This window comes from Saccharothrix sp. NRRL B-16348 (assembly GCF_001280085.1).
Classification (GTDB): Bacteria; Actinomycetota; Actinomycetes; order Mycobacteriales; family Pseudonocardiaceae; genus Actinosynnema.
Genome location: NZ_LGED01000001.1, coordinates 51,884 through 73,081, shown reverse-complemented (window position 1 = coordinate 73,081; position 21,198 = coordinate 51,884). Strand labels below are relative to the sequence as shown.

The 21,198-nt window shown below is 72.4% G+C and carries 23 protein-coding genes; 19 read left to right on the top strand and 4 right to left on the bottom strand.

Annotated elements, in window-relative coordinates:
* The first annotated feature begins 108 nt into the window (after nt 1-108).
* The 8 genes from ADK67_RS00350 (at nt 109) to ADK67_RS00315 (ending at nt 7,201) form a co-directional block, all read left to right on the top strand.
* On the top strand, nt 109-1,053 hold the full coding sequence (locus ADK67_RS00350; RefSeq protein WP_157619827.1) for a hypothetical protein: 945 nt from the start codon (nt 109-111) through the stop codon (nt 1,051-1,053).
* Between the two features lie 171 nt (nt 1,054-1,224).
* Nucleotides 1,225-1,956, top strand: coding sequence for a maleylpyruvate isomerase N-terminal domain-containing protein (locus ADK67_RS00345; protein WP_053714302.1), 732 nt, complete (start codon nt 1,225-1,227; stop codon nt 1,954-1,956).
* 115 nt (nt 1,957-2,071) lie between these two features.
* Nucleotides 2,072-3,604: an amidophosphoribosyltransferase gene (gene purF / locus ADK67_RS00340; protein WP_053714301.1), complete on the top strand. Its 1,533-nt coding sequence runs from the start codon at nt 2,072-2,074 to the stop codon at nt 3,602-3,604.
* 79 nt (nt 3,605-3,683) lie between these two features.
* Nucleotides 3,684-4,745, top strand: a complete 1,062-nt coding sequence (gene purM, locus ADK67_RS00335; RefSeq protein WP_053714300.1) for a phosphoribosylformylglycinamidine cyclo-ligase — start codon at nt 3,684-3,686, stop codon at nt 4,743-4,745.
* 64 nt (nt 4,746-4,809) lie between these two features.
* Nucleotides 4,810-5,298 carry a SigE family RNA polymerase sigma factor gene (locus ADK67_RS00330; protein ID WP_082403116.1) on the top strand — a complete coding sequence of 163 codons (489 nt, stop codon included), beginning with the start codon at nt 4,810-4,812 and terminating at the stop codon, nt 5,296-5,298.
* Nucleotides 5,295-6,080 carry a hypothetical protein gene (locus ADK67_RS00325; RefSeq protein WP_053714299.1) on the top strand — a complete coding sequence of 262 codons (786 nt, stop codon included), beginning with the start codon at nt 5,295-5,297 and terminating at the stop codon, nt 6,078-6,080. The genes ADK67_RS00330 and ADK67_RS00325 overlap by 4 nt, the downstream gene beginning before the upstream one ends.
* A 9-nt stretch (nt 6,081-6,089) precedes the next feature.
* The gene (gene arfB, locus ADK67_RS00320; RefSeq protein ID WP_053714298.1) at nt 6,090-6,518 is read left to right on the top strand and encodes an alternative ribosome rescue aminoacyl-tRNA hydrolase ArfB; all 429 of its coding nucleotides are present in this window, start codon (nt 6,090-6,092) and stop codon (nt 6,516-6,518) included.
* Nucleotides 6,519-6,553: 35 nt separating this feature from the next.
* Nucleotides 6,554-7,201 (top strand): class I SAM-dependent methyltransferase, encoded by a 648-nt coding sequence (locus ADK67_RS00315; RefSeq protein WP_082403141.1) that lies wholly within the window; start codon nt 6,554-6,556, stop codon nt 7,199-7,201.
* On the opposite strand, the gene ADK67_RS00310 is transcribed toward ADK67_RS00315, so the two are convergent.
* Both ADK67_RS00310 and ADK67_RS00305 read right to left on the bottom strand, forming a co-directional pair.
* Nucleotides 7,183-7,845 (bottom strand): response regulator, encoded by a 663-nt coding sequence (locus ADK67_RS00310; RefSeq protein WP_053714296.1) that lies wholly within the window; start codon nt 7,843-7,845, stop codon nt 7,183-7,185. The two genes, ADK67_RS00315 and ADK67_RS00310, sit on opposite strands and share 19 nt — an antisense overlap.
* Nucleotides 7,842-9,389, bottom strand: a complete 1,548-nt coding sequence (locus ADK67_RS00305; protein ID WP_053714655.1) for a sensor histidine kinase — start codon at nt 9,387-9,389, stop codon at nt 7,842-7,844. Before ADK67_RS00305 ends, ADK67_RS00310 begins: the two co-directional genes overlap by 4 nt.
* Nucleotides 9,390-9,503: 114 nt before the next feature.
* On the opposite strand from ADK67_RS00305, the gene ADK67_RS00300 reads away from it, so the two are divergent.
* Genes ADK67_RS00300 through ADK67_RS00290 form a run of 3 tightly spaced genes read left to right on the top strand, consistent with a single transcriptional unit; the run spans nt 9,504 to nt 12,554 of the window.
* Nucleotides 9,504-10,484: a Bug family tripartite tricarboxylate transporter substrate binding protein gene (locus ADK67_RS00300; RefSeq protein WP_053714295.1), complete on the top strand. Its 981-nt coding sequence runs from the start codon at nt 9,504-9,506 to the stop codon at nt 10,482-10,484.
* Nucleotides 10,481-11,020, top strand: a complete 540-nt coding sequence (locus ADK67_RS00295; protein WP_053714294.1) for a tripartite tricarboxylate transporter TctB family protein — start codon at nt 10,481-10,483, stop codon at nt 11,018-11,020. Before ADK67_RS00300 ends, ADK67_RS00295 begins: the two co-directional genes overlap by 4 nt.
* A 1-nt stretch (nt 11,021) precedes the next feature.
* Entirely contained in the window at nt 11,022-12,554 is a 1,533-nt protein-coding gene (locus ADK67_RS00290) for a tripartite tricarboxylate transporter permease (RefSeq protein ID WP_053714293.1), read from the top strand.
* 55 nt (nt 12,555-12,609) lie between these two features.
* On the opposite strand, the gene ADK67_RS00285 is transcribed toward ADK67_RS00290, so the two are convergent.
* A complete protein-coding gene (locus ADK67_RS00285; protein ID WP_053714292.1) occupies nt 12,610-13,164 on the bottom strand; it encodes a TetR/AcrR family transcriptional regulator in 555 nt (184 codons plus the stop codon).
* Between the two features lie 83 nt (nt 13,165-13,247).
* Here ADK67_RS00285 and ADK67_RS00280 point away from each other — a divergent pair, with 83 nt between their 5' ends.
* Together ADK67_RS00280 and ADK67_RS00275 are read left to right on the top strand one after the other, a co-directional pair.
* Complete coding sequence (locus ADK67_RS00280) at nt 13,248-13,988, top strand: SDR family NAD(P)-dependent oxidoreductase (protein ID WP_053714291.1); 741 nt, start codon at nt 13,248-13,250, stop codon at nt 13,986-13,988.
* A gap of 2 nt (nt 13,989-13,990) precedes the next feature.
* Nucleotides 13,991-14,299, top strand: coding sequence for a DMT family transporter (locus ADK67_RS00275; RefSeq protein ID WP_053714290.1), 309 nt, complete (start codon nt 13,991-13,993; stop codon nt 14,297-14,299).
* On the opposite strand, the gene ADK67_RS00270 is transcribed toward ADK67_RS00275, so the two are convergent.
* On the bottom strand, nt 14,286-15,281 hold the full coding sequence (locus ADK67_RS00270; RefSeq protein WP_053714289.1) for a LacI family DNA-binding transcriptional regulator: 996 nt from the start codon (nt 15,279-15,281) through the stop codon (nt 14,286-14,288). The genes ADK67_RS00275 and ADK67_RS00270 overlap by 14 nt on opposite strands.
* A gap of 147 nt (nt 15,282-15,428) precedes the next feature.
* On the opposite strand from ADK67_RS00270, the gene ADK67_RS00265 reads away from it, so the two are divergent.
* The 6 genes from ADK67_RS00265 to iolC are packed head-to-tail and all read left to right on the top strand — an operon-like array spanning nt 15,429 to nt 21,078.
* Nucleotides 15,429-16,433: a Gfo/Idh/MocA family protein gene (locus tag ADK67_RS00265; RefSeq protein WP_053714288.1), complete on the top strand. Its 1,005-nt coding sequence runs from the start codon at nt 15,429-15,431 to the stop codon at nt 16,431-16,433.
* Nucleotides 16,430-17,290 (top strand): TIM barrel protein, encoded by an 861-nt coding sequence (locus ADK67_RS00260; protein ID WP_053714287.1) that lies wholly within the window; start codon nt 16,430-16,432, stop codon nt 17,288-17,290. The genes ADK67_RS00265 and ADK67_RS00260 overlap by 4 nt, the downstream gene beginning before the upstream one ends.
* Nucleotides 17,291-17,313: 23 nt before the next feature.
* Nucleotides 17,314-18,300: a sugar ABC transporter substrate-binding protein gene (locus ADK67_RS00255; protein WP_053714286.1), complete on the top strand. Its 987-nt coding sequence runs from the start codon at nt 17,314-17,316 to the stop codon at nt 18,298-18,300.
* A gap of 38 nt (nt 18,301-18,338) precedes the next feature.
* Nucleotides 18,339-19,370 carry an ABC transporter permease gene (locus ADK67_RS00250; protein ID WP_053714654.1) on the top strand — a complete coding sequence of 344 codons (1,032 nt, stop codon included), beginning with the start codon at nt 18,339-18,341 and terminating at the stop codon, nt 19,368-19,370.
* A complete protein-coding gene (locus tag ADK67_RS00245; protein WP_053714285.1) occupies nt 19,367-20,146 on the top strand; it encodes an ATP-binding cassette domain-containing protein in 780 nt (259 codons plus the stop codon). The genes ADK67_RS00250 and ADK67_RS00245 overlap by 4 nt, the downstream gene beginning before the upstream one ends.
* Complete coding sequence (gene iolC / locus ADK67_RS00240; protein WP_053714284.1) at nt 20,143-21,078, top strand: 5-dehydro-2-deoxygluconokinase; 936 nt, start codon at nt 20,143-20,145, stop codon at nt 21,076-21,078. Before ADK67_RS00245 ends, iolC begins: the two co-directional genes overlap by 4 nt.
* Nucleotides 21,079-21,198 lie beyond the last annotated feature (120 nt).

The following is a 21,198-nucleotide window of genomic DNA, read 5'->3' as shown; positions in this document are numbered from 1 at the left end:
CTTCCCGGTTCCCTCGCCCACCGGGTCAACGAAGCGGGGAAATCCGCCCGTTGGTGATCACTCGAAGGTGATCTTGTCAAGGTCGAACAGCAGTTCGACCATTGACACATGACACTTTTGCTCCCGATACCCCGTGCGGTGGCCTTCCACGCCCTCGGCGACGCGGCGGACCGGCTCCGCCTGCTCCTCTTCGCCTTCCTGGTCCGAACGCCCTCCAGGGCACGCCACCGCTTGCTCAGTCCTGGCCAAATCCGTTGGCGGCGTTGGAAATCCGAGCTCGCCGACTACGTCGCCACCGGCCTCGTCGACCTGCCGACGGGCTCCGTGCCGCGGCCGCGGCCGCCGGTGCGGGCCTACCGCGAGGCGTCGCGCACGCCGGCGTGGGGCGCGCTGGACCCCCCACCCCGAACGGCCCAGTGCCACGACCCCGTCCTGGCTCCTGTCCCGGCCGACGACCTCCGCCGGCCCGACGAGGCGCCGCCGACCGACTGCGCCTTGCCGACCGGCGGGGCGCACCACCGGTCGACGGCGGAGACCGAGGAGTGGATCGGGGTGTGGCCCGAGGCCTCGCCCGAACCGTGGGGCGAACCGCAGGCGGAGTCGTGGCCGGCGTCGTGGGCCGAGCCCCGGTCCGAGGCCTGTGCCGAACCGTGGTCCGAGCCGTGGTCCGGGGCGCGGTCGGAACCGTCGTCCGAGCCGTGGGTCGAGCACGCCGACACCTTCTTCGCCGGCCGCATCGACGAGACCGCCTACGCGAACCCCATGACCGGCCGACCGGAGGCCGGCCGCCACGCCAGGTGGCCGGGGGTCTCCGAGTCGCCCGACGCCTGGCCCGCGTTCACCGAGCGCGTGTTCGCCCACGCCGCCGTGCCCGATGAGGTCGCCGAACCCGCCGATGCCGAGCCCGCCCACGCCGAACCCGACGATGCCGAGACCACCGTCGTGGAACCTCTCTGGGAGTTCCAGGTCGGCGACCTGGCCCGGTGGTGGGACGAGTCCATGGCGCGGTTGGACGCGGTGGCCCGAGGCGAGGTCGGCGACCGGCCGTGGTGACCGGCACCGGTCCGCTCGCCCGCCCGTCTCGGGGGCAGGTGGTCGTGATCGGGCGGCACCGGCGGCCCGGTCGCTGCGTCGATTGGTGGGAAGGTCGGCCTTCCGCCGCCGGGACCGCACCCCGTGCGGCACGATGGCCGCGCAGCGATCGACTCAAGCGGGAGGCTGGACGTGCCTGGAGGTTGGACCACCCAGCGGTGGACCGAGGTCTTCACCGCGCAGGCGGAGATGTTCCGGGCGGCGGTCGGGAAGGCCGACCCCACCGCCAAGGTGCCCAGCTGCCCCGGCTGGACGTTCACCGACCTGACGCTGCACGTCGGCAGGTTCCTGGAGACGTCGCTGGAGTACCTGCGCACCGGCAGCCGCGTCCAGCTGCGCCTGCCGAGCCCGCCTGCCGAGGTGGAGCCGTTGGAGTACCTGGACGCCCAGCTGGCCAAGGCCGCCGAGCTGCTGCCGGCCGTCCCGGGCAACCGGGCGGCCTGGACGTTCTCGCCCGCCGCGCCGGACCTGGCCTGGGTCTGGCACCGGCGGATCGCGCACGAGCTGGACCTCCGCCGCTGGGACGCGCAGGCGGCGCTGCGCGAGCTGGTGGTGGGCGACGCGGACTTCGCCGTCGACGGCATCGACGAGGCGCTCACCACCCTCCTCGCCGCCAAGTACGCCACCGACGTGCCGCCGACCACCAAGGGCACCGCGCTCGTGCAGCTCACGGACGTGCCCGAGGCGTGGGTGGTGACGTTCGCGCCGGGCGTCGTGCCGGAGGTGCGGGCGGCCTGGCCGGGCGAGGAGACGGATCTCCAGATCGTCGCTGAGGCGCAGCTCGTGCACTACGGACTGTGGGGCCGCCTGCCGCTCAAGCACACCGGTGACGAGCAGGTCTGGTTCGCGCTGAAGCTCGACTGACGGCCGGGTGAGGGTGCGTTTCGTCACGTCGGAGGGGGGCTGATGGGGGTCGTACGCCCCCCATCAGCCTTACACTCGATGGTGCAGCCCACCCTCGTCGTTAGGGAGCAACCCGGTGGTCACCGACCAGTCAGCAACCGGCCGCATTGACCCCGACACCCAGGAAGAACGCGAACCCCGCGAGGAATGCGGCGTGTTCGGCGTGTGGGCGCCCGGCGAAGAGGTCGCCAAGCTCACCTACTTCGGCCTCTACGCCCTCCAGCACCGCGGCCAGGAAGCCGCCGGCATCTCGGTCGGCGACGGCAGCCAGGTGGTGGTCTTCAAGGACCTAGGCCTGGTCAGCCAGGTGTTCGACGAGCAGGTGCTCCAGTCGCTGCGCGGCCACGTCGCCGTCGGCCACTGCCGCTACTCCACCACCGGTTCCACCACGTGGGAGAACGCGCAGCCGACGTTCCGCACCACGGCCACCGGCTCGGGCCTGTCGCTCGGCCACAACGGCAACCTGGTCAATACCGCCGAACTGCTGGTGAGGGCGCGTGAGGTCGGCGTCGACACCAGCCACGGCGCGACCACCGACTCCGACCTGATCTGCGGCCTGCTGGCCGCGCAGGCCGCCGACATCGGCATCGAGCAGGCGGCGCTGCAGCTGCTGCCGACGCTGCGCGGCGCGTTCTGCCTCACGTTCTCCGACGAGTCCACCCTCTACGCGGCCCGCGACCCGCACGGCGTGCGCCCGCTGGTGCTCGGCAGGCTGGAGCGCGGCTGGGTCGTCGCGAGCGAGACGGCGGCGCTGGACATCGTCGGCGCGTCGTTCGTCCGCGAGGTCGAGCCGGGCGAGCTGATCGCGATCGACGAGAACGGCCTGCGGTCCAGCCGGTTCGCCACCCCCGAGCCCAAGGGCTGCATCTTCGAGTACGTCTACCTGGCCCGCCCGGACACCACGATCGCCGGCCGCTCGGTGCACGCGACGCGCGTCGAGATCGGCCGCCGGCTGGCCGTCGAGCACCCGGTCGAGGCCGACCTGGTCATCCCGGTGCCCGAGTCCGGCACGCCCGCCGCCATCGGGTACGCGCAGGCCAGCGGCATCCCGTACGGCTCGGGCCTGGTCAAGAACGCCTACGTCGGCCGCACGTTCATCCAGCCGTCGCAGACGATCCGCCAGCTGGGCATCCGGCTGAAGCTGAACCCGCTGCGCGACGTGATCCGGGGCAAGCGCCTGGTCGTGGTGGACGACTCGATCGTGCGCGGCAACACGCAGCGCGCACTGGTCCGGATGCTGCGCGAGGCGGGTGCGCTGGAGGTGCACGTGCGGATCGCGTCGCCGCCGGTCAAGTGGCCGTGCTTCTACGGCATCGACTTCGCGTCGCGGGCCGAGCTGATCGCCAACGGCCTCGACACCGACGGGATCCGCCGCTCGGTCGGCGCGGACTCGCTGGGCTACGTGTCGCTGGAGGAGCTGATCGCGGCCAGCGAGCAGCCCAAGTCGCGGCTGTGCACGGCGTGCTTCGACGGCGACTACCCGATCGCGCTGCCCGACGACGCGCTGATCGGGAAGCACCTGCTCGAAGGCATCCGGGGCGTCTCGGGCTCGGCGACCCCCGTCCTGACGAACGGGTACGGTGCCGAAGACGCCCTGCAACGCCCCTGATCGTCGGCAGCGCCGGGCTCGCGCCCGGATGTACCAGACGCCCCGAATGCGGATGCCCTGAAATGTGGAGCACAGAGACGTGACGGACAGCGCCAAGGCGACCTACGCCGCAGCTGGAGTAAGCATCGAAGCCGGTGACGAGGCGGTGGAGAAGCTCAAGCCGTGGGCGGCGAAGGCGCAGCGTCCCGAGGTGCTCGGCGGCATCGGCGGCTTCGCGGGGCTGTTCCAGCTCAAGCTCGACCGCTGGAAGGAGCCGGTGCTCGCGTCCTCGACCGACGGCGTCGGCACGAAGATCGCGGTCGCGCAGGCGTTGGACAAGCACGACACGGTCGGCATCGACCTGGTCGCGATGGTCGTCGACGACCTCGTGGTGTGCGGCGCGGAGCCGCTGTTCATGCAGGACTACATCGCGATCGGCCAGGTCGTGCCGGACAAGGTCGCGGCCCTGGTCAAGGGCATCTCCGAGGGCTGCGTGCTGGCGGGGTGCGCGCTGCTGGGCGGCGAGACCGCCGAGCACCCCGGCCTGATGGGCGCGAACGACTACGACATCTCCGGCACGGGCGTCGGCGTGGTCGAGGCGTCCGCGATGCTCGGCCCGGACCGGGTGCGCGCGGGTGACGTGGTGATCGCCATGGGGTCGTCCGGTCTGCACTCGAACGGGTACTCCTTGGCGCGGCACGTGCTGCTGGACATCGCCCGGATGCCGCTGGAGGGTCACGTCGAGGAGTTCGGCCGCACCCTCGGCGAGGAGATGCTGGAGCCGACCCGCATCTACGCCAAGGACTGCCTGGCGCTGGCCGCCGAGGCCGAGGTGCGCACGTTCGCCCACGTCACGGGCGGTGGCCTGGCCGCGAACCTGGCCCGCGTGCTGCCCGAGGGCCTGCGCGCCGAGCTGAACCGCGGCACCTGGACGCCCGCCCCCGTGTTCGCCCTGATCGCCCAGCGCGGCCGGGTGGAGCGCGAGGAGATGGAGAAGACGTTCAACATGGGCGTCGGCATGGTCGCCGTGGTGGCACCCGAGGACGTCGACCGCTCCCTGGCCGTGCTCACGGCCCGCCACGTGCCCGCGTGGGTGCTCGGCGACATCGTCCGCTCGGACGAGCCGGGCGCCGCCCTGGCCGGCGAGCACCCGCGTTTCTAGCTCCGGGCAGCAACCTCCGGCGGTCGCCGATCCGTACTAAGCGGCGACCGAGGAGGGGGCCCGAGTGGACCGCGACCGTGAGTTCGACGAGTACGTCGATGCCCGTGCGCTGGTGATGCGGAGAACCGCTTACCTGCTGTGCGGCGACTGGCACCGCGCCGAAGACCTGGTGCAGACGGCGTTGACCAAGCTGTACGTCGCCTGGCCGAGGGTGCGGCGCGACTCGCCGGACGCCTACGCCCGCAAGGTGCTGGTCCGCACGGCCATCGACGACTCGCGGCGGGCGTTCCGGCGGCGCGAGACGGTGGTCGACAAGGTGCCGGACACCCGCGTTCCCGACACCGCGTCCGACTTCGACGTGCGCCGCGCCCTGGCGTCGTTACCGGCGGGGCAGCGGGCGGCGGTGGTGCTGCGCTACTGGGAGGACCTGAGCGTCAAGGAGACCGCGCGCCTCCTCGGTCGAACCGAAGGGACCGTGAAGAGCCAGGCGGCCAAGGGCTTGGCCGCGCTGCGCGCCCTTCTCGGTCACGACGTCCTGGAGGAGCAGCGATGAGCGACATCAAGGAAGTCCTGGCCACCGCGTTCGTCGACGAGCCGCCGCTGGCCATCGACAAGCCCGCGTTGATCAAGGCGGGCAAGCGCGGGATCACCACCCGCTACGCGTTCGTCGGCTTGGCGGCGGTCGCGGCGGCGGTCGTGGTGATCGTGCCCGCGGTGACGATGCCCGGTGGAGGCGGTGGAGGTCCGGACGTGGGGCGGGTGAGCGTGACGCCGCCTTCGGTCGCCTACCGCATCCCCTCGTCGGACGTGAAGGTGCCCACCCCGGACCTGGGCCCCGCCACGGCGGAGCACGCGGCGAAGCTGACCGAGCTGCTGCGCACGTCCGGCGCGATCCCGGGTGACTTCACCCCGGTGCCGCCGCCGGCCACGTGGACGGCCGGCAACTGGGAGTTCGAGGCGGACGGTTCCGACTACCAGGCCAGGGCCGAGATGTTCGGCACCAGGGGGAGCGTCCAGGTGTGGATGAGGCTGTCCCGGTACGCCTACAAGGGTTGCGAGGAGTCGAGCTTCCCGACATCGGGCGCCGAGACGTGTGAGCAGCGGACCACGGACGACGGCCGTGAGTACAAGGTGGAGTCGGCCCCGGACTTCCCGGGCGTGCCGTTCTCGGTCATCCTGAAACTGCCGGACGGCAACACGCTGATGGCGTCCTCCACGGGGATCGAGGACCGCAGCAACGGGCCCTACACCCGGATGCCCGGTGCGGTCGGCGAGCAGCCGCTGACCATGGACGAGCTGGTAAAGCTGGCGACGGTGCCGGGGCTGGTCTTCTAACCTGTACGGGTGCCTGAGGACTTGACCGTGACGCGGACGCTGGTGGTGCCGGCGGCCGAGTTGAGCGAGCGGTTCTCCCGGTCCTCGGGCCCCGGTGGCCAGGGCGTGAACACGGCGGACAGCCGGGTCGAGCTGAGCTTCGACCTGGCTGCCTCGCCGTCCGTGCCCGAGTGGTTGCGCGCCCGGATGCTCGGCCGCCTGGAGAAACGCCTGGTGGACGGCGTGCTCACGGTGACCGCGAGCGAGCACCGGGCGCAGTTGCAGAACCGCCAGGCGGCCCGTGAGCGGCTGGCGCGCCTCTTGCGTGATGCCGCCGCCGCGCCGCCGCCGGTGCGCCGGGCGACCAAGCCGACCAAGGGCTCGAAGGAACGCCGCATCGCGGAGAAGAAGCGCCGCGCCCAGACGAAGCAGGGCCGCCGCGGCGGGGGCTGGGACTAGGGTCGTCGGGCGTGACCGAGCCGGAATTCCTCACCATGACCCGCACCGCTTACGACACCGTCGCCCACGACTACGCCAACGCCCTGCGCGATCACCTGGCCGAGACCCCGGCGGACCGGGCGGTGCTCGGCCTGTTCGCCGAGCTGGTCGACGGCCGGGTCGCGGACGTCGGCTGCGGACCCGGTCGGATCTCCGGCCACCTGCGCGGGCTCGGCGTGGACGTGTTCGGTGTCGACCTGTCGCCGGAGATGGTCGCCGTCGCCCGCCGAGACCACCCGGGGATCGGCTTCGAGGTCGGTTCGATGCTCGACCTGGACCTGCCGGACGCCTCGCTCGGCGGCGCGCTCGCCTGGTACTCGGTGATCCACGTGCCCTGGGACCTGCACCCGGCGGTGTTCGCCGAGTTCCACCGCGTCCTCGTGCCCGGCGGGCTGCTGCTCCTGGCGTTCCAGATCGGTGACGAGGTCCGCCGGATCGAGCACGCCTACGGGCACGACATCGAGGCGGACGCCTACCGTCTCAACCCGGACAAGCTGCTCGGGCAGCTCGTCGACGCGGGCTTCGAGCCGCACACCCGGCTGGAGCGCGAGGCGGCCGACCCGAGGTGGGAGAAGACGCCGCAGGGCTACCTGATCGTGCGCAAGAGCGGCCGGCCCGGTCAGGCTCAGCCCAGCCAGACGTAGAGGCGTTCGGGCCGCCCGGTGCCGCCGTACTTCAGCCGCACCTCGGCCTTGCCGGTGCTCACGAAGTGCTCCAGGTACCGGCGGGCGGACACCCGGGCCAGCTCGGTGGCGTCCGCGCACTCGCTGGCCGTCACCGGGCGTTCCCGCAGCACGCGTTCCACCAGCGCGGCGGTCTGCGCGGTCAACCCCTTCGGCAGCACGGGCGCGCTGCTCGGCCGTGCGCCGAACACCTGGTCCACGTCCGCCTGCCCGGCCGACGCGAGCTGGTCGAGCCGCCGGTCCAGCGCGGCGAAGTGGGCGAGCTGGTCGCGCAGCGCCGCGTACTCGAACGGCTTGATCAGGTAGTGCAGCACCCCGCCGCGCATGGCGCTGCGCACCGTCTCCACGTCCGTGGCCGCCGTGATGACGATGACGTCCACGTCGTCGGCGAGCCCGCGCAGCTCCCGCAGCACCGCCAACCCGTCCACGTCGGGCAGGTACACGTCCAGCAGGACCAGGTCCGGCCGCAGCTCGCGCACCAGCCGCAGCGCGTCCGCGCCGTTGTGCGCCACGCCGACGACCTCGAACCCGGGCGTCCGCGCCACGTATCCACTGTGGACCTTCGCGACCATGAAGTCGTCGTCCACCACCAGAACCCTGATCACACCGGCACCTCCACGGGCAGCCGGGCGGTGAACACCGCGCCGTCCTCGTTGTGCACGCGCACGGATCCGCCGCGCCGCAGGCAGGTCTGCCGGGTCAGCGCCAACCCGAGCCCGCGCCTGCCCTGCTCGGCGGCCTTGGTGGTGAACCCGTGCCGGAACACCTCCTCGGCCAGCCCGGCCGCCACGCCCGGCCCGGAATCCCGCACCACCACGACGACCTCGTCGGGCGCCGACCGCACCGACACCTCGATCCAGCCCCGTTCCGCCAGCGCGTCCAGCGCGTTGTCGACCAGGTTCCCGATCACCGTCACGAGGTCCGTGGACAACGCCTCGTCCACCGCGCCGAGCGAGCTGTCCGGCGCCATCCGCAGCCCGATGCCGCGCTCGGCGGCGAGGCTGGACTTGGCGATCAGCAACGCCGCCACGGCCGGGTCGGCGACCTTCGAGCCGACCTCCGCCCGCCACGCGCCCTGCGCGGTGTTGATGCGGCTGATGAACCCGCGCACCTCGTCGTACTCGCCCAGCTCCACCAGGCCCGCGATGGTGTGCAGGCGGTTGCTGAACTCGTGCGCCTGCGCCCGCAGGGTGTCGGTGGCGTGCCGGTTCGCGTCCAGCTCGTCGCGCAACGTGGTCAGCTCGGTGCGGTCGCGCAGGGTGACCACGGCGCCGTGCACGTCCAGCGGCATGTAGTTCAGGGTGAGCACCCGGCCGCCGGTGAGCGCGAGCTGGTCCACGCCGGTCGCCCGGCCGGTCAGCACGTCGCGCAGCCGTTCGTCCAAGTCGAGCTCGGACACCGACCGGCCCACCGCGTCCGGCGGCAGTGCCAGCAGGTCGCGGGCGTGGTCGTTGACCAGCGTGATCCGGTGCTGCGGGTCGAGCGCGACGACGCCTTCCTTGATGCCGTGCAGCAGCGCCTCCCGGTACTCGACCAGCGCGGTGATCTCGTGCGGCTCCAAGCCCAGCGTCTGGTTCTTCACGCGCCGCGCGAGCAGCAGCGATCCCGTGACGCCGATGACCAGCGCCACGCCGAGCAGCCGCAGCGCGTTGTCCGGTGAGTCCAGCACGCCGTCCCAGAACCCCGGCGCCTGCCGGCCGGCCGCGACCAGCCCGATCACCGCGCCGTCGTCGCCGATCACCGGCACGTGCGCCACGGTCGCGCCGCCCAGCTCGCCCACCCACGACCGGCCGCCCAACGCCGTGCTGCCGCCGAGGTCGAGCGGCTCGCCGACCTGGCTCGGGTCCGGCGAGGTCAGGACCTCGCGGCCGGGGTCGGTGATGATCACGTAGCTGGCGCCGGACAGGCTGCGGGCGCTCTCCGCGAACGGCGCCAGCGCGTAGTGCCGCAGCGGGTCGGCCAACGACGCCCGCACGCCCGCCGTCGCGGCCACGTCCTCGGCCACGGACAGCATCCGGCGTCCCTCGGTCGTGCGGAAGTTGTTCCCCGCTTGGACGACGGACAGCACTCCCACCGCGCACAGCAGCGCCACGACCACTACCAGTTGCCACACGAGCAGCTGACGGGCCAGCGATCCCCGAGCACCCATCAGCACCTCCCGATGACCACAAAGAACAAAAGAACCCTTAGGCGCGCAAGCGGGACTTCCCTGTTTACACGAGTGCAACATGTCCAACCACGCGGAAGAGAGGCGGGGATCACAGTGCGGATCAGGAACTGGGTCGCGGTCGTCGGCGCGTTGGCGGTCGTCGTCCTCGTGCCGCCGCTGCTGACGTCCGGCGCGGACACCACGGCGTCGTTGCGCAGCCTGCGCGTGCTGGTGCCGAACGCGCCGGGCGGCGGCTACGACATCACGGCGCGCACCGCCGCGAAGGCGATGGAGGACGCGGAGCTGATCCGCAACACCGAGGTGTTCAACCTGCCCGGCGCGGGCGGCACGGTCGGCCTCGGCCGCACGGTCAACGAGCGCGGCAACGGCAAGCTCGTGATGTCCATGGGCCTCGGCGTGGTCGGCAGCGTCTACACGAACAAGGCGCCGTCGTCGCTGCTGGACACCACGCCGATCGCGAAGCTCATCGAGGAGCCGGACATCGTCGTGGTCGGCCGCGACTCGCCGTACCGGACGCTGGACGAGCTGGTCAGGGCGTGGCGCGCGAACCCGGGCGAGGTCACGGTCGGCGGCGGCTCGTCGCCCGGCGGCCCGGACCACCTGGCGCCGATGCTGATCGCCAAGGCCGTCGGCCTCGACCCGCGCCGGGTCAACTACATCCCGTACGACGGCGGCGGCGAGCTGCTGGCGTCGGTGCTGGGCGGGAAGGTCGCGTTCGGCGTGTCCGGTGTGGGCGAGTACCGCGACCAGATCGAGGCCGGGCAGCTCCGGGTGCTCGCGGTGACCAGCGGCGCGCGGCTGCCCGGCGTGGACGCGCCGACGCTGCGCGAGTCCGGTGTGGACGTCGAGTTCAACAACTGGCGCGGCGTGGTCGCGCCGCCGGGCATCACCGACGCCGACCGGGCGCGGCTGGTGGACCTGTTCACCGACCTGCACGGCACGCCGCAGTGGCGGGAGGCGTTGACGCGCAACGGCTGGACGGACGCGTTCGCGCCGGGCGACGAGTTCGGCGCGTTCCTGCGCGAGGAGAACGACCGGGTGGCGGCCGTGCTCAAGGACCTGGGGTTGGCATGAGTGGAGGGTTGGGCGTGCACGAGGCGGTGAACAAGCCCCTGAGCCGGGCGTGGCTGCGGGAGCGGTCGGAGCTGGGCGTGTCCGCGGTGCTGGTCGCGTTGGGCGTGCTGGTCCTGGTCGACGCGATCCGGATCCACACCGACTTCGCGCAGCGCGGCCCGGTGGGGCCGAAGGCGGTGCCGATAGTGGTCGGCGTCGGGTTGATCGTGGTCGCCGCGCTGCTCGCGCGGGACGTGCTGCGCGGCGGGCGCGGTGAGGCGGAGGGCGGCGAGGACGTCGACCTCTCCGCGCCTGCCGACTGGCGGACCGTGCTGCTGCTGTGCGGCGCGTTCCTGGCCAACGCGGCGTTGATCGGGGTGGTCGGCTTCCCGATCTCCGGGGCGATCCTGTTCTGGGGCGCGGCCTACGCCCTGGGCAGCCGCGACTTCGTGCGCGACCCGTTGCTCGCGGCCGGGCTGTCGGTGGCGACGTTCGTGCTGTTCAACAACCTGCTGGGCGTGCCGCTGCCCGGCGGGCCGCTGGTGGGGATGTTCTGACGTGGACTCCTTCAACAACCTCCTCGAGGGCTTCGCGACCGCGTTGACGCCGACGCACCTGGCGCTGGCCGCGTTGGGTGTGCTGCTGGGCACGGCGATCGGCGTGCTGCCGGGCATCGGGCCGGCGATGGCGGTGGCGTTGCTGCTGCCCGTCACCTACGGCCTGGAGCCGACCGGCGCGTTCATCATGTTCGCCGGCATCTACTACGGCGGCATGTTCGGCGGCTCGACCACGTCCATCCTGCTGAACACGCCGGGTGAGAGCGCGTCGGTGGTCGCGGCGATCGACGGCAACCCGATGGCGCGCAAGGGACGCGGTTCGCAAGCGCTTGCGGCGGCCGCGATCGGGCACTTCGTCGGCGGCATCATCGGCACGGTCCTGCTGGTTCTGCTCGCGCCGACGGTGGCGAAGTTCGCCGTCGACATCGGCGCGCCGGACTTCTTCGCGATCATGGTGCTGGCGTTCATCGCGGTCACGTCCGTGCTCGGCGCGTCCCGCGTGCGCGGCTTCGCGTCCCTGCTCATCGGGCTGACCATCGGCCTGGTCGGGCTGGACGAGATGACGGGCCAGCAGCGGCTCACGTTCGGCTCGCTGCACCTGGCCGACGGCATCGACGTGGTGGTGGTCGCGGTGGCCCTGTTCGCGGTCGGCGAGTCGTTGTGGGTGGCCGCCCACCTGCGGCGCAAGCCCGGCAGGCCGATCCCGGTCGACCGCGCGTTCCTGGGCCGGGAGGACTGGCGGCGGTCGTGGAAGCCGTGGCTGCGCGGTCCGGTGATCGGGTTCCCGTTCGGTGCGATCCCGGCCGGCGGGGCGGAGATCCCGACGTTCCTGTCGTACGTGGCGGAGAAGCGGCTCTCGAAGCACCGCGAGGAGTTCGGCAAGGGCGCGATCGAGGGCGTGGCCGGTCCGGAGGCGACGGCCAGCGCGTCGGCGGCGGGCACGTTGGTGTCGATGCTGACGCTGGGCCTGCCGACCACCGCGGTGGCCGCGGTGATGCTGGCGGCGTTCCAGCAGTACGGCATCCAGCCCGGGCCGCTGCTGTTCGAACGGGAGTCCGCGCTGGTCTGGGGCCTGATCGCGTCGCTGTTCATCGGCCTGTGCCTGCTGCTGGTGCTCAACCTGCCGCTGGCGCCGGTGTGGGCGAAGCTGCTGCGCATCCCCCGGCCGTACCTGTACGCGGGAATCCTGTTCTTCGCCAGCGTCGGCGCGTACGCGGTGAACGCCGACGTGTTCGACCTGCTGGTGATGTTCGTGATCGGCGTGCTGGGCTTCGTGATGCGGCGCTACGGCCTGCCCGTGCTGCCGGCGATCATCGGCGTGATCCTCGGCCCGGCCGCCGAACAGCAGATGCGGCGTGCGCTGCAACTGTCGGACGGCTCCCTGACGGGCCTGGTCAACACCCCGTTCGCGCTGGTCGTCTACGGCATCGTGGTGGTCCTGCTGCTCTGGCCCCTGCTCCACCGCCTGTTCCGCAAGCCGACCCCGCCGACCGAGGCGTCACCGGAACCGGAACGGCCCAAGGTGGACGCCTAGCCCCCGGCCCGCCGGCCGGACTCCGTGCCAGGAGCCCGGCCGGCGGACTGCGGCCCTAGCGGGTGAGCAGGCCGGCCAGCAGGGTGTCCAGGCCGGTCTTGAGCTTGGCGGCCTCGACTCCGCGGTGGGAGATCAGGTTCGCCGCCAGCGGCGCGAGGAGGGCGTCGGCGGTGAACGCGGCGTCCACGTCCGGGCGGGCTTGGGCGATCAGCACGGTCAGGTGGCGGTGGTGGGCGTCGTACGCGCCGCCGAAGCGGGCGAACGGGCCGGTGGTCTCGGCCATCAGCAGCAGGTCCAGCTGGGCGAGCGTGCGGTCGACCAGCGCGTGCAGGAACGCCCGGATCCGGTCCGCGGCGGGCGCGCCCGGCCCGACGGGGGGCGGGCCGGTGAGGAACGCGGCCTGGAACTCCCGTTCCGAGGCGTCGATCAGCGCGTGGGCCAGGCCCGAGCGGTCGCCGAAGCGGCGGTAGAGGGTGCCGACGCCCACGCCCGACGCGGCGGCGACCTCGGCCATGGCGAGGCCCTCGATGCCCCGTTCGGCCACGATGTCGGCGGCGGCGGCCAGGATCTTCGCCCGGTTCTTGGCGGCGTCGGCCCGCTCGCGCGTCACCTCGGCAGCTTAACGACCTCGACAACCGGAACTGATTCCGCTTAAGCTCAAGCGGAATCAGTTCCGGTTAGTTGGGGGCAGTGATGCAGCAGCTCGAAGGCAGGTCCGCGCTCGTCACGGGCGGCAGCCGCGGGATCGGGGCGGCGATCGCCAAGCGACTGGCCCGCGACGGCGCGAACGTGGCGATCACGTACGCGCGGTCCGGCGACCGCGCCCGCGAGGTGGTCGAGGAGATCACCGCCATGGGCGTGCGGGCGCTCGCCGTCCAAGCCGAAGCGACCGACGTCGACGCCCTGCGTGACGCCGTCGCACGGACCGCGGCCGCGTTCGGCCGGCTGGACGTCCTGGTCAACAACGCGGGCATCGCCGCCTACGGCCCGTTCGAGGACGTCACCGTCGACGACGTCGACCGCATCCTCGCGATCCACGCCCGCGCGGCGTTCGTGCTGGTCCAGGCGGCCGTGCCGCACATGACGGCGGGCGGTCGGATCGTCGGCATCGGCAGCAGCCTCGCCGAACGGGTCCCGTACCCGGGCTGGGCGCTCTACGCGATGAGCAAGTCGGCGCTGATCGGCCTGACCAAGGGCCTGGCCCGCGACCTCGGCCCGCGCGGCATCACGGTCAACCTCGTCCACCCCGGCTCCACCGACACCGAGATGAACCCGGCCGACGGCCCGGACGCCGACGAGGAGCGCCGCTACACCGCCCTCGGCCGGTACTGCGACCCGGAGGACGTGGCCGCGACGGTCGCGCACCTCGCCGGCGACGGCGGGCGCAACACCACCGGTGCGGCGTTCGTCGTCGACGCGGGGGCGGTGGCGTAGCCGTGGCCTGGTTGCTGCTGCTCGGCGCGGCGGTGTTGGAGGTCGTGTGGGCCACCGCGGTGGGCCGGTCGGACGGGTTCACCCGGCCGTGGCCCACCGCGGTGGGCATCGCGGCGGCGGTGACGAGCTTCGTGATGCTCACGATCGCCATGCGAGACCTGCCCGTCGGCACGGCCTACGCGGTGTGGGTCGGGCTCGGCGCGGTCGGCGTGGCACTGGTGGGCATCACCGCCGGTGAGAGCGCGTCGCCGCTGCGGCTGGCGTGCCTGGCGTTGATCGTCCTCGGCGTGGTGGGGCTCAAGCTGGCCTGACCGGCGGCGCGGTGGTCGAGCGGACGACCAGCGACGGGTGCAGCAGGTGGCGCACGGGCTCGACCCGCTCGCCACGCACCCGTTGCAGCAGTGCCTCGGCGGCGAGCCGGCCGAACTCGTTGCGCGGCTGGTCGATCGTGGTCAGCGAGACGTGCCGCAGGGCGGCCAGCGAGGTGTTGTCGTACCCGACCACCGAGACGTCCCGCGGCACGCGGAGCCCGGCCTCCTCCAACGCCGAGATCGCGCCGACCGCGTTGAAGTCGTTGCACGACACGATCGCGGTGGGCATGTCACCCGCCAACCCCCGCACCGCCCGCGCGCCGCCCACGTCGGTGTACTCGCTGCGCACCACCCGGGGCGCGAGCCCGTGCGCCGCCATCGCGGCCAGGTAGCCGCGCCGCCGGGGCGCGGACTGCGAGCCCTCGCCGCCGTCGAGGTGCGCGATCCGCCGGTGCCCCAACGACACCAGGTGGTCGACGGCCAACCCGATGCCGCGCTCGCCGTCGTCGTTCACGGTGTCCACGGTGGCCAGTCGGGACGACCGCGCCACCAGCACCACCGGCGTCTGCTCCGCCGCCCGGCCGATGTCCGCCGTCGGCACCACGGGCGACAGCAGGGCCAGACCGGCCGGCCGGAACGACAGCAGGCTCCGCAACGCCCGCCGCTCCCGCGCCGGACTGCGCCCGCCGGTGTTGAGGATCAGGTCGAAGCCGTGCTCGGCGGCCACCGCGTCGAGCCCGTCGACGACCTCCGCGAAGAACGCGTTGTGCAGGTCGGACACCATCACGCCGAGCACGTGCGACGTGCGGCTGGCCAACGAGCGCGCCATCGCGTGCGGCGAGTACCCCAGTTCCTCGGCCGCCTGGAGCACGGCCGCCCGCCGCCGGTCGCTCACTTTCGGTGATCCCCGCATCACCAGCGACACCAGGGCCCGGGACACGCCGGCGCGTTTCCCGACGTCGTCCATCGTGGGTCTGGCCACCGGTGTCTCCCCTCCTGGCGCGTCGCGGACGTCACGAGCGGGCAACGCGCCCTTGACACCCGTGTGACGGACGCTACAGCCTTAGAGCGCTCCAACAAATAGAGCGCTCTAACCGGAGACCGCCTCTACCAGGACGGAGACAGCGGGATGCGCATCGGAGTTGCCGGCGTAGGCCGGATCGGCACCATGCACGCCGCCAACCTGGCCACCCTCGACGAGGTCGACGAAGTGCTCCTGTTCGACCCGGCGCCCGGCCGCGCGGCGCAGGCGTCGGCCCTGCTGCCCGGCACCAGGGGCGTGCCCGACCTCGACGCCTTGCTCACCGGGAGTGACGGCGTCCTGCTGGCCACGCCCACGACCACCCACCCGGCGTTGCTGCGTGCGGCGATCGCGGCGGGCGTGCCCACGCTGTGCGAGAAGCCGATCGCGAGCCACCTGGACGAGATGCGCGCGCTGGTCGACGACGTGGAGGCGTCCGGGGTGGAGGTGCTGGTCGGGTTCCAGCGCCGGTTCGACCCGGCGGTGTCCGAACTGCACCGGCGCGTCCGCGCGGGCGAGGTCGGCGACGTCTACCTGGTCCGCGCGCTCGGCAACGACGCCCAGCCGCCCGACTTCGGCTACCTGCCCCAGTCCGGCGGCATCTTCCGCGACCTGCTGATCCACGACCTGGACGCCGTGCCGTGGCTCGTCGGCGAACCGGTGGTGGAGGTGTACGCGTCGGGGTCCGTGCTGGTGGACCAGGCGTTCGCGGAGGCCGACGACGTGGACAACGCCGTGGTGCTGCTGAAGTTCGCGGGCGGCGCGCACGCCGTGCTGGCCGGCGGTCGGCACGACCCGCTCGGCTACGACCACCGCATCGAGGTGCTGGGCAGCCGGGACTCCCTGGCCGTGGGCCTCGACCCGCGCACGCCGCTGACGTCGCTGGAACCCGACGGGCCGAAGGCGGCGGGCGACGCCTACCCCGGCTTCGCGGACCGCTTCCACCGCGCCTACCTGGCCGAGATGGCCGTGTTCACGCAGGTCGTGGCGGGCACGGTGGCGAACCCGTCGCCCGCGCGGGAAAGTCTGATCAGCCTCCGGCTCGCCGAGGCGTGCGAGCGGTCGCGGCGATCGGGCGCCCCGGTTCGCGTGGAGACGGAGGTTGTCGCGTGAAGATCGCCGGTGCGCCGATCTCGTGGGGAGTCTCCGAAGTGCCCGGGTGGGGCCAAGTCCTTGACGCCGGCACCGTGCTCGCGGAGATGGCGTCGTTGGGCCTGCGAGCCACCGAACTCGGCCCGCCCGACTACCTGCCCGCCGAACCGTCAGCCTTGAAGTCCCTGCTGGACGAACACGGTCTCGCACTGGTGGGAGGTTTCCTCGCCGTCCCGCTCCACACCGGCGAGCAGTCCACAGTGGACGAAGCCGACCGGGTGGCCGCACTGTTGGCCGCCGCCGGCGCGGAAGTCCTCGTGCTGGCCGCCGCGACCGGCCTCGACGGCTACGACGAACGCCCCGCGCTCACCGACGACGAGTGGCGCACCCTCGTCGACACCGCCGCGCTCATCCGCGACCGCGCCACCGACCACGGCCTGCGCACCGCGCTGCACCCGCACGTCGGCACCCACGTCGAACGCGCCGCCGAGGTCGAACGGTTCCTCGCCGACTCCGACCTCGACCTCTGCCTGGACACCGGCCACCTCCTCATCGGCGGCACGGACCCGGTCGACCTCGCCCGCCGCCATCCCCGGCGCATCGGGCACGTGCACCTCAAGGACGTGCGGGCCGACATCGCCGCCACCGTCCGCGACGGGGACATCGGCTACACGGCCGCCGTGCGGCAGCGGATGTACGTGCCGCTCGGCGACGGCGACGTGGACGTGGCGGCACTGGTGGCGTTCCTCCGGGACGCCGGCTACACCGGCTGGTACGTCCTGGAGCAGGACACCGCGCTCGGCGACGACAGCCCGCTCGACACCCCCGTGCGGGACACCGCGCGCAGCCTCGCGCACCTCACCCGGATCACCGCCTGATTTCCACCCACCGAGGAGAGACGATGACGTCCACTCGAAAGGCCCTGCGTGCCGGCCTCGCCCTCACCGGGCTCGCGCTGCTGGCCGCGTGCAGCGGCCCCGGCGCGGAGAACACGACCACGAACACCGCCGCCGCCCCGGCCCCGAGCGGTGACCTGCGCGTCGCCGTCGTCACCCACGGCACGGCCGGCGACGCGTTCTGGAACGTGGTGAAGAACGGCGCCACCGCCGCGGGCGAGCAGCTCGGCGTCACCGTCGACTACCACTCCGACGGCGACCCGGGCCGGCAGTCGACCCTGATCGACAACGCGGTGTCGCAGCAGGTCGGCGGCATCGTGGTCTCCATGGCCAACCCCGACGCGGTGAAGACCTCGATCGAGAACGCGGTCAAGGCGGGCATCCCGGTCATCACCATCAACTCCGGCTCCGACAAGAGCGCGTCGTTCGGCGCGCTCGCGCACGTCGGCCAGGAGGAGAGCGTCGCGGGCGAGCAAGCCGGGCGCAAGCTCAAGGACGCGGGCAAGACCAAGCTGCTGTGCGTCATCCACGAAGCGGGCAACGTCGGCCTCAACCAGCGCTGCGACGGCGCCCGCACCGGGTTCGGCGGCACCGTCACCAACCTCCAGGTCGACATCAACAACCCCACCGACGTGGAGTCCCGGATCAAGGGCGCGCTGCAGACCGACCCGTCCGTCGACGCCGTGCTCACGCTGAACCCGCAGGTCGCGGGATCGTCGGTGAGCGCGGTCAAGGGCGCGTCCTCGAAGGCGGCCGTGGCCACGTTCGACCTCAACGCCGACGTCACCGCCGCGATCAAAGCCGGTGACGTGCTGTTCGCCGTCGACCAGCAGCAGTACGAGCAGGGCTACCTGCCGATCGTGATGCTCAAGCTCTACCGCGACAACGCCAACACCGTCGGCGGCGGCAAGCCGGTCCTCACCGGACCCGGCTTCGTCGACAAGTCCAACGTGGACAAGGTGGCCGAGTACGCCGAGCGCGGCACCCGCTGAGGGGGACGCCGGTGACTTCGCGATCGGACACCCCCGAGCTGTCCGCCTTGCCGGACGACAGGGTCGGCTCGGCGCGGCTGCTCGACCGGCTCGTGCTGCGGCCCGAGATCGGCGCGCTGCTCGGCGCGGTGCTGGTCTTCGCGTTCTTCTCGGTCGCGACCGAGCGGTTCCTCAGCACGGGCGGCGTCGCGACCTGGCTGGACGACGCGTCCACCCTCGGCATCATGGCGGTCGCCGTCGCCCTGCTCATGATCGGCGGCGAGTTCGACCTGTCCGCCGGCGTGATGACCGCGTCGACCGCGCTGGTCACCGCGATCCTGGCGACCAGGCTCGGCTGGAACGTGTGGCTCGCGCTGCTCGCCTCGCTGGCGTTCGCGCTGGCGGTCGGCGCGCTGAACGGGTGGCTGGTGCTGCGCACCGGGCTGCCCAGCTTCATCGTGACGCTGGGGACGTTCCTGGCGTTGCAGGGCCTCAACCTCGGCGTCACCCGCCTCGTCACGGGCAGCGTGCAGGTGTCCGGCATGCGTTCGGCCGACGGCTACTCGTCGGCCGGGTACCTGTTCGCCTCCACGTTCACCCTCGGCGGCACGGCGTTCTACGTGTCGATCCTGTGGTGGGTCCTCGTCACCGTCGTCGCGGCGACCGTGCTGCTGCGCACCCGGTTCGGCAACTGGATCTTCGCGGTCGGCGGGTCGCCGCTCTCGTCACGGGCGGTCGGCGTGCCCGTGCTGCGGACCAAGGTGCTGCTGTTCATGACCACCGCCGGCGCGGCGTGGCTGGTCGGGTCGATCAACATCCTGCGGTTCACCAGCGTGCAGGCCAACCAGGGCATCGGACTCGAGTTCCAGTACATCATCGCCGCCGTCATCGGCGGGTGCCTGCTCACCGGCGGGTTCGGCTCCGCCGTCGGCGCGGCCATCGGCGCACTGATCTTCGGCATGGCCCGGCAGGGCATCGTCTACGCGAACTGGAACTCCGACTGGTTCCAGCTGTTCCTCGGCGTGATGCTGCTGGCCGCCGTGCTGGTCAACAACGCCCTGCGGCGGCGGGCGGAGAGGGTGCGGCGATGAGTCCACTCCTGGAGGCGCGCGGGATCGGCAAGACCTACGGCAGCGTGATCGCGCTGCGGGACGTCTCGACCGTCGTGAACGCGGGCGAGGTGACGTGCGTGCTCGGCGACAACGGCGCGGGCAAGTCCACGCTCATCAAGGTGCTGGCGGGCGTGCACCGGCACGACTCCGGCGAACTCCTGGTCGGCGGCTCGGCGGTGACGTTCTCGTCGCCGCGCGAAGCCCTCGACCAGGGCATCGCCACCGTCTACCAGGACCTGGCCGTCGTGCCGCTGATGAGCGTGTGGCGCAACTTCTTCCTCGGGTCCGAGCCGACCGTGGGCTTCGGACCGTTCCGCTTCCTGGACCGGAAGCAGGGGCGGCGGGTGACGCGGACGGCGTTGGCCGACATGGGCATCGACCTGCGGGACGTGGAGCAGCCGGTGGGCACGCTGTCCGGCGGCGAGCGGCAGTGCGTGGCGATCGCGCGGGCCGTCCACTTCGGGGCGAAGGTGCTGATCCTGGACGAGCCGACGGCCGCGCTCGGCGTGAAGCAGGCCGGGGTGGTGCTGAAGTACGTGGCGCAGGCGCGAGATCGCGGGCTGGGGGTCGTCCTGATCACCCACAACCCGCACCACGCCTACCCCGTCGGCGACCGGTTCCTGCTGCTCAAGCGCGGGCGTGCGCTGGGGACGTACGAGAAGTCGCAGATCAGCCTGGAAGAGCTGACCAGGCAGATGGCGGGCGGGGCGGAGCTGGAGGCCCTGGCGCACGAGCTGCGCGGTGCGGACGAATGACGAACCCGATCGCTGTGCTGACCGTCGGCCGGGTGGGGGTGGACCTGTACCCGGAGCAGAGCGGCGTGCCGCTGGCGGAGGTGCGGACGTTCGCCAAGTCGCTCGGCGGGACGGCCACGAACGTGGCGGTGGCGGCGGCGCGCCTCGGCCGTGCGTCGGCGGTGCTGACGAAGGTGGGCCCGGACGGCTTCGGCCCCTACGTGCGTTCCGCGCTGGAGTCCTTCGGCGTGTCGTCGTCCTACGTGGGAACCGCCCCCGACCTGCAAACCCCGGTCGTCTTCTGCGCCCTGGACCCACCCGAGGACCCACCGCTCCTGTTCTACCGCGCGCCTCTCGCCCCCGACCTGTCCCTCACCCCGGAGGACGTGCCGTGGGACCTGGTGGCCGACGTCCCACTGCTGTGGTTGACCGGAACGGGTGTCTCCGCCTCACCCGCCCGTGAAACGCAACGGCAGATCCTGCGACACCGGTCCCGCCGCACCCACACCGTCCTGGACCTCGACTACCGACCGATGTTCTGGCCCGACCTCCCGACCGCGCGCCGTGAGATCGCCTGGATGCTCGACCACGTCACGGTGGCCGTCGGCAACCGGACCGAGGTCGAGGTGGCGGTGGGCACGTCGGACCCGGAGGAAGCCGCCGCCCGCCTCCTGTCACGCGGCGTCGACCTGGCGGTGGTGAAGAAGGGCAGCGAGGGCGTCCTCTTCGCGACACCGTCTGACTCGTGGACCGTCCCACCGCACCCGGTGGACGTCGTCTGCGGCCTGGGTGCGGGCGACGCGTTCGGCGGCGCCCTCGCCCACGGCCTCCTGTCGGACTGGCCGCCGGACCGGATCGCCCGCTACGCCAACGTCGCCGGCGCCCTGGTCGCGGCCCGCCTGGCCTGCGCCGACGCCATGCCGACCGCGCCGGAAATCGAGGCCCACCTGTGAAAACCCTTCGACAGGCGCCCACCGCGCCCCCGTGCCAAGATCAATCGACCCCCACCCACCCGCCAACACGATCGGATGAACATGGCCGGAAAATGTACGGAAACACCGTTACCGCTCCTC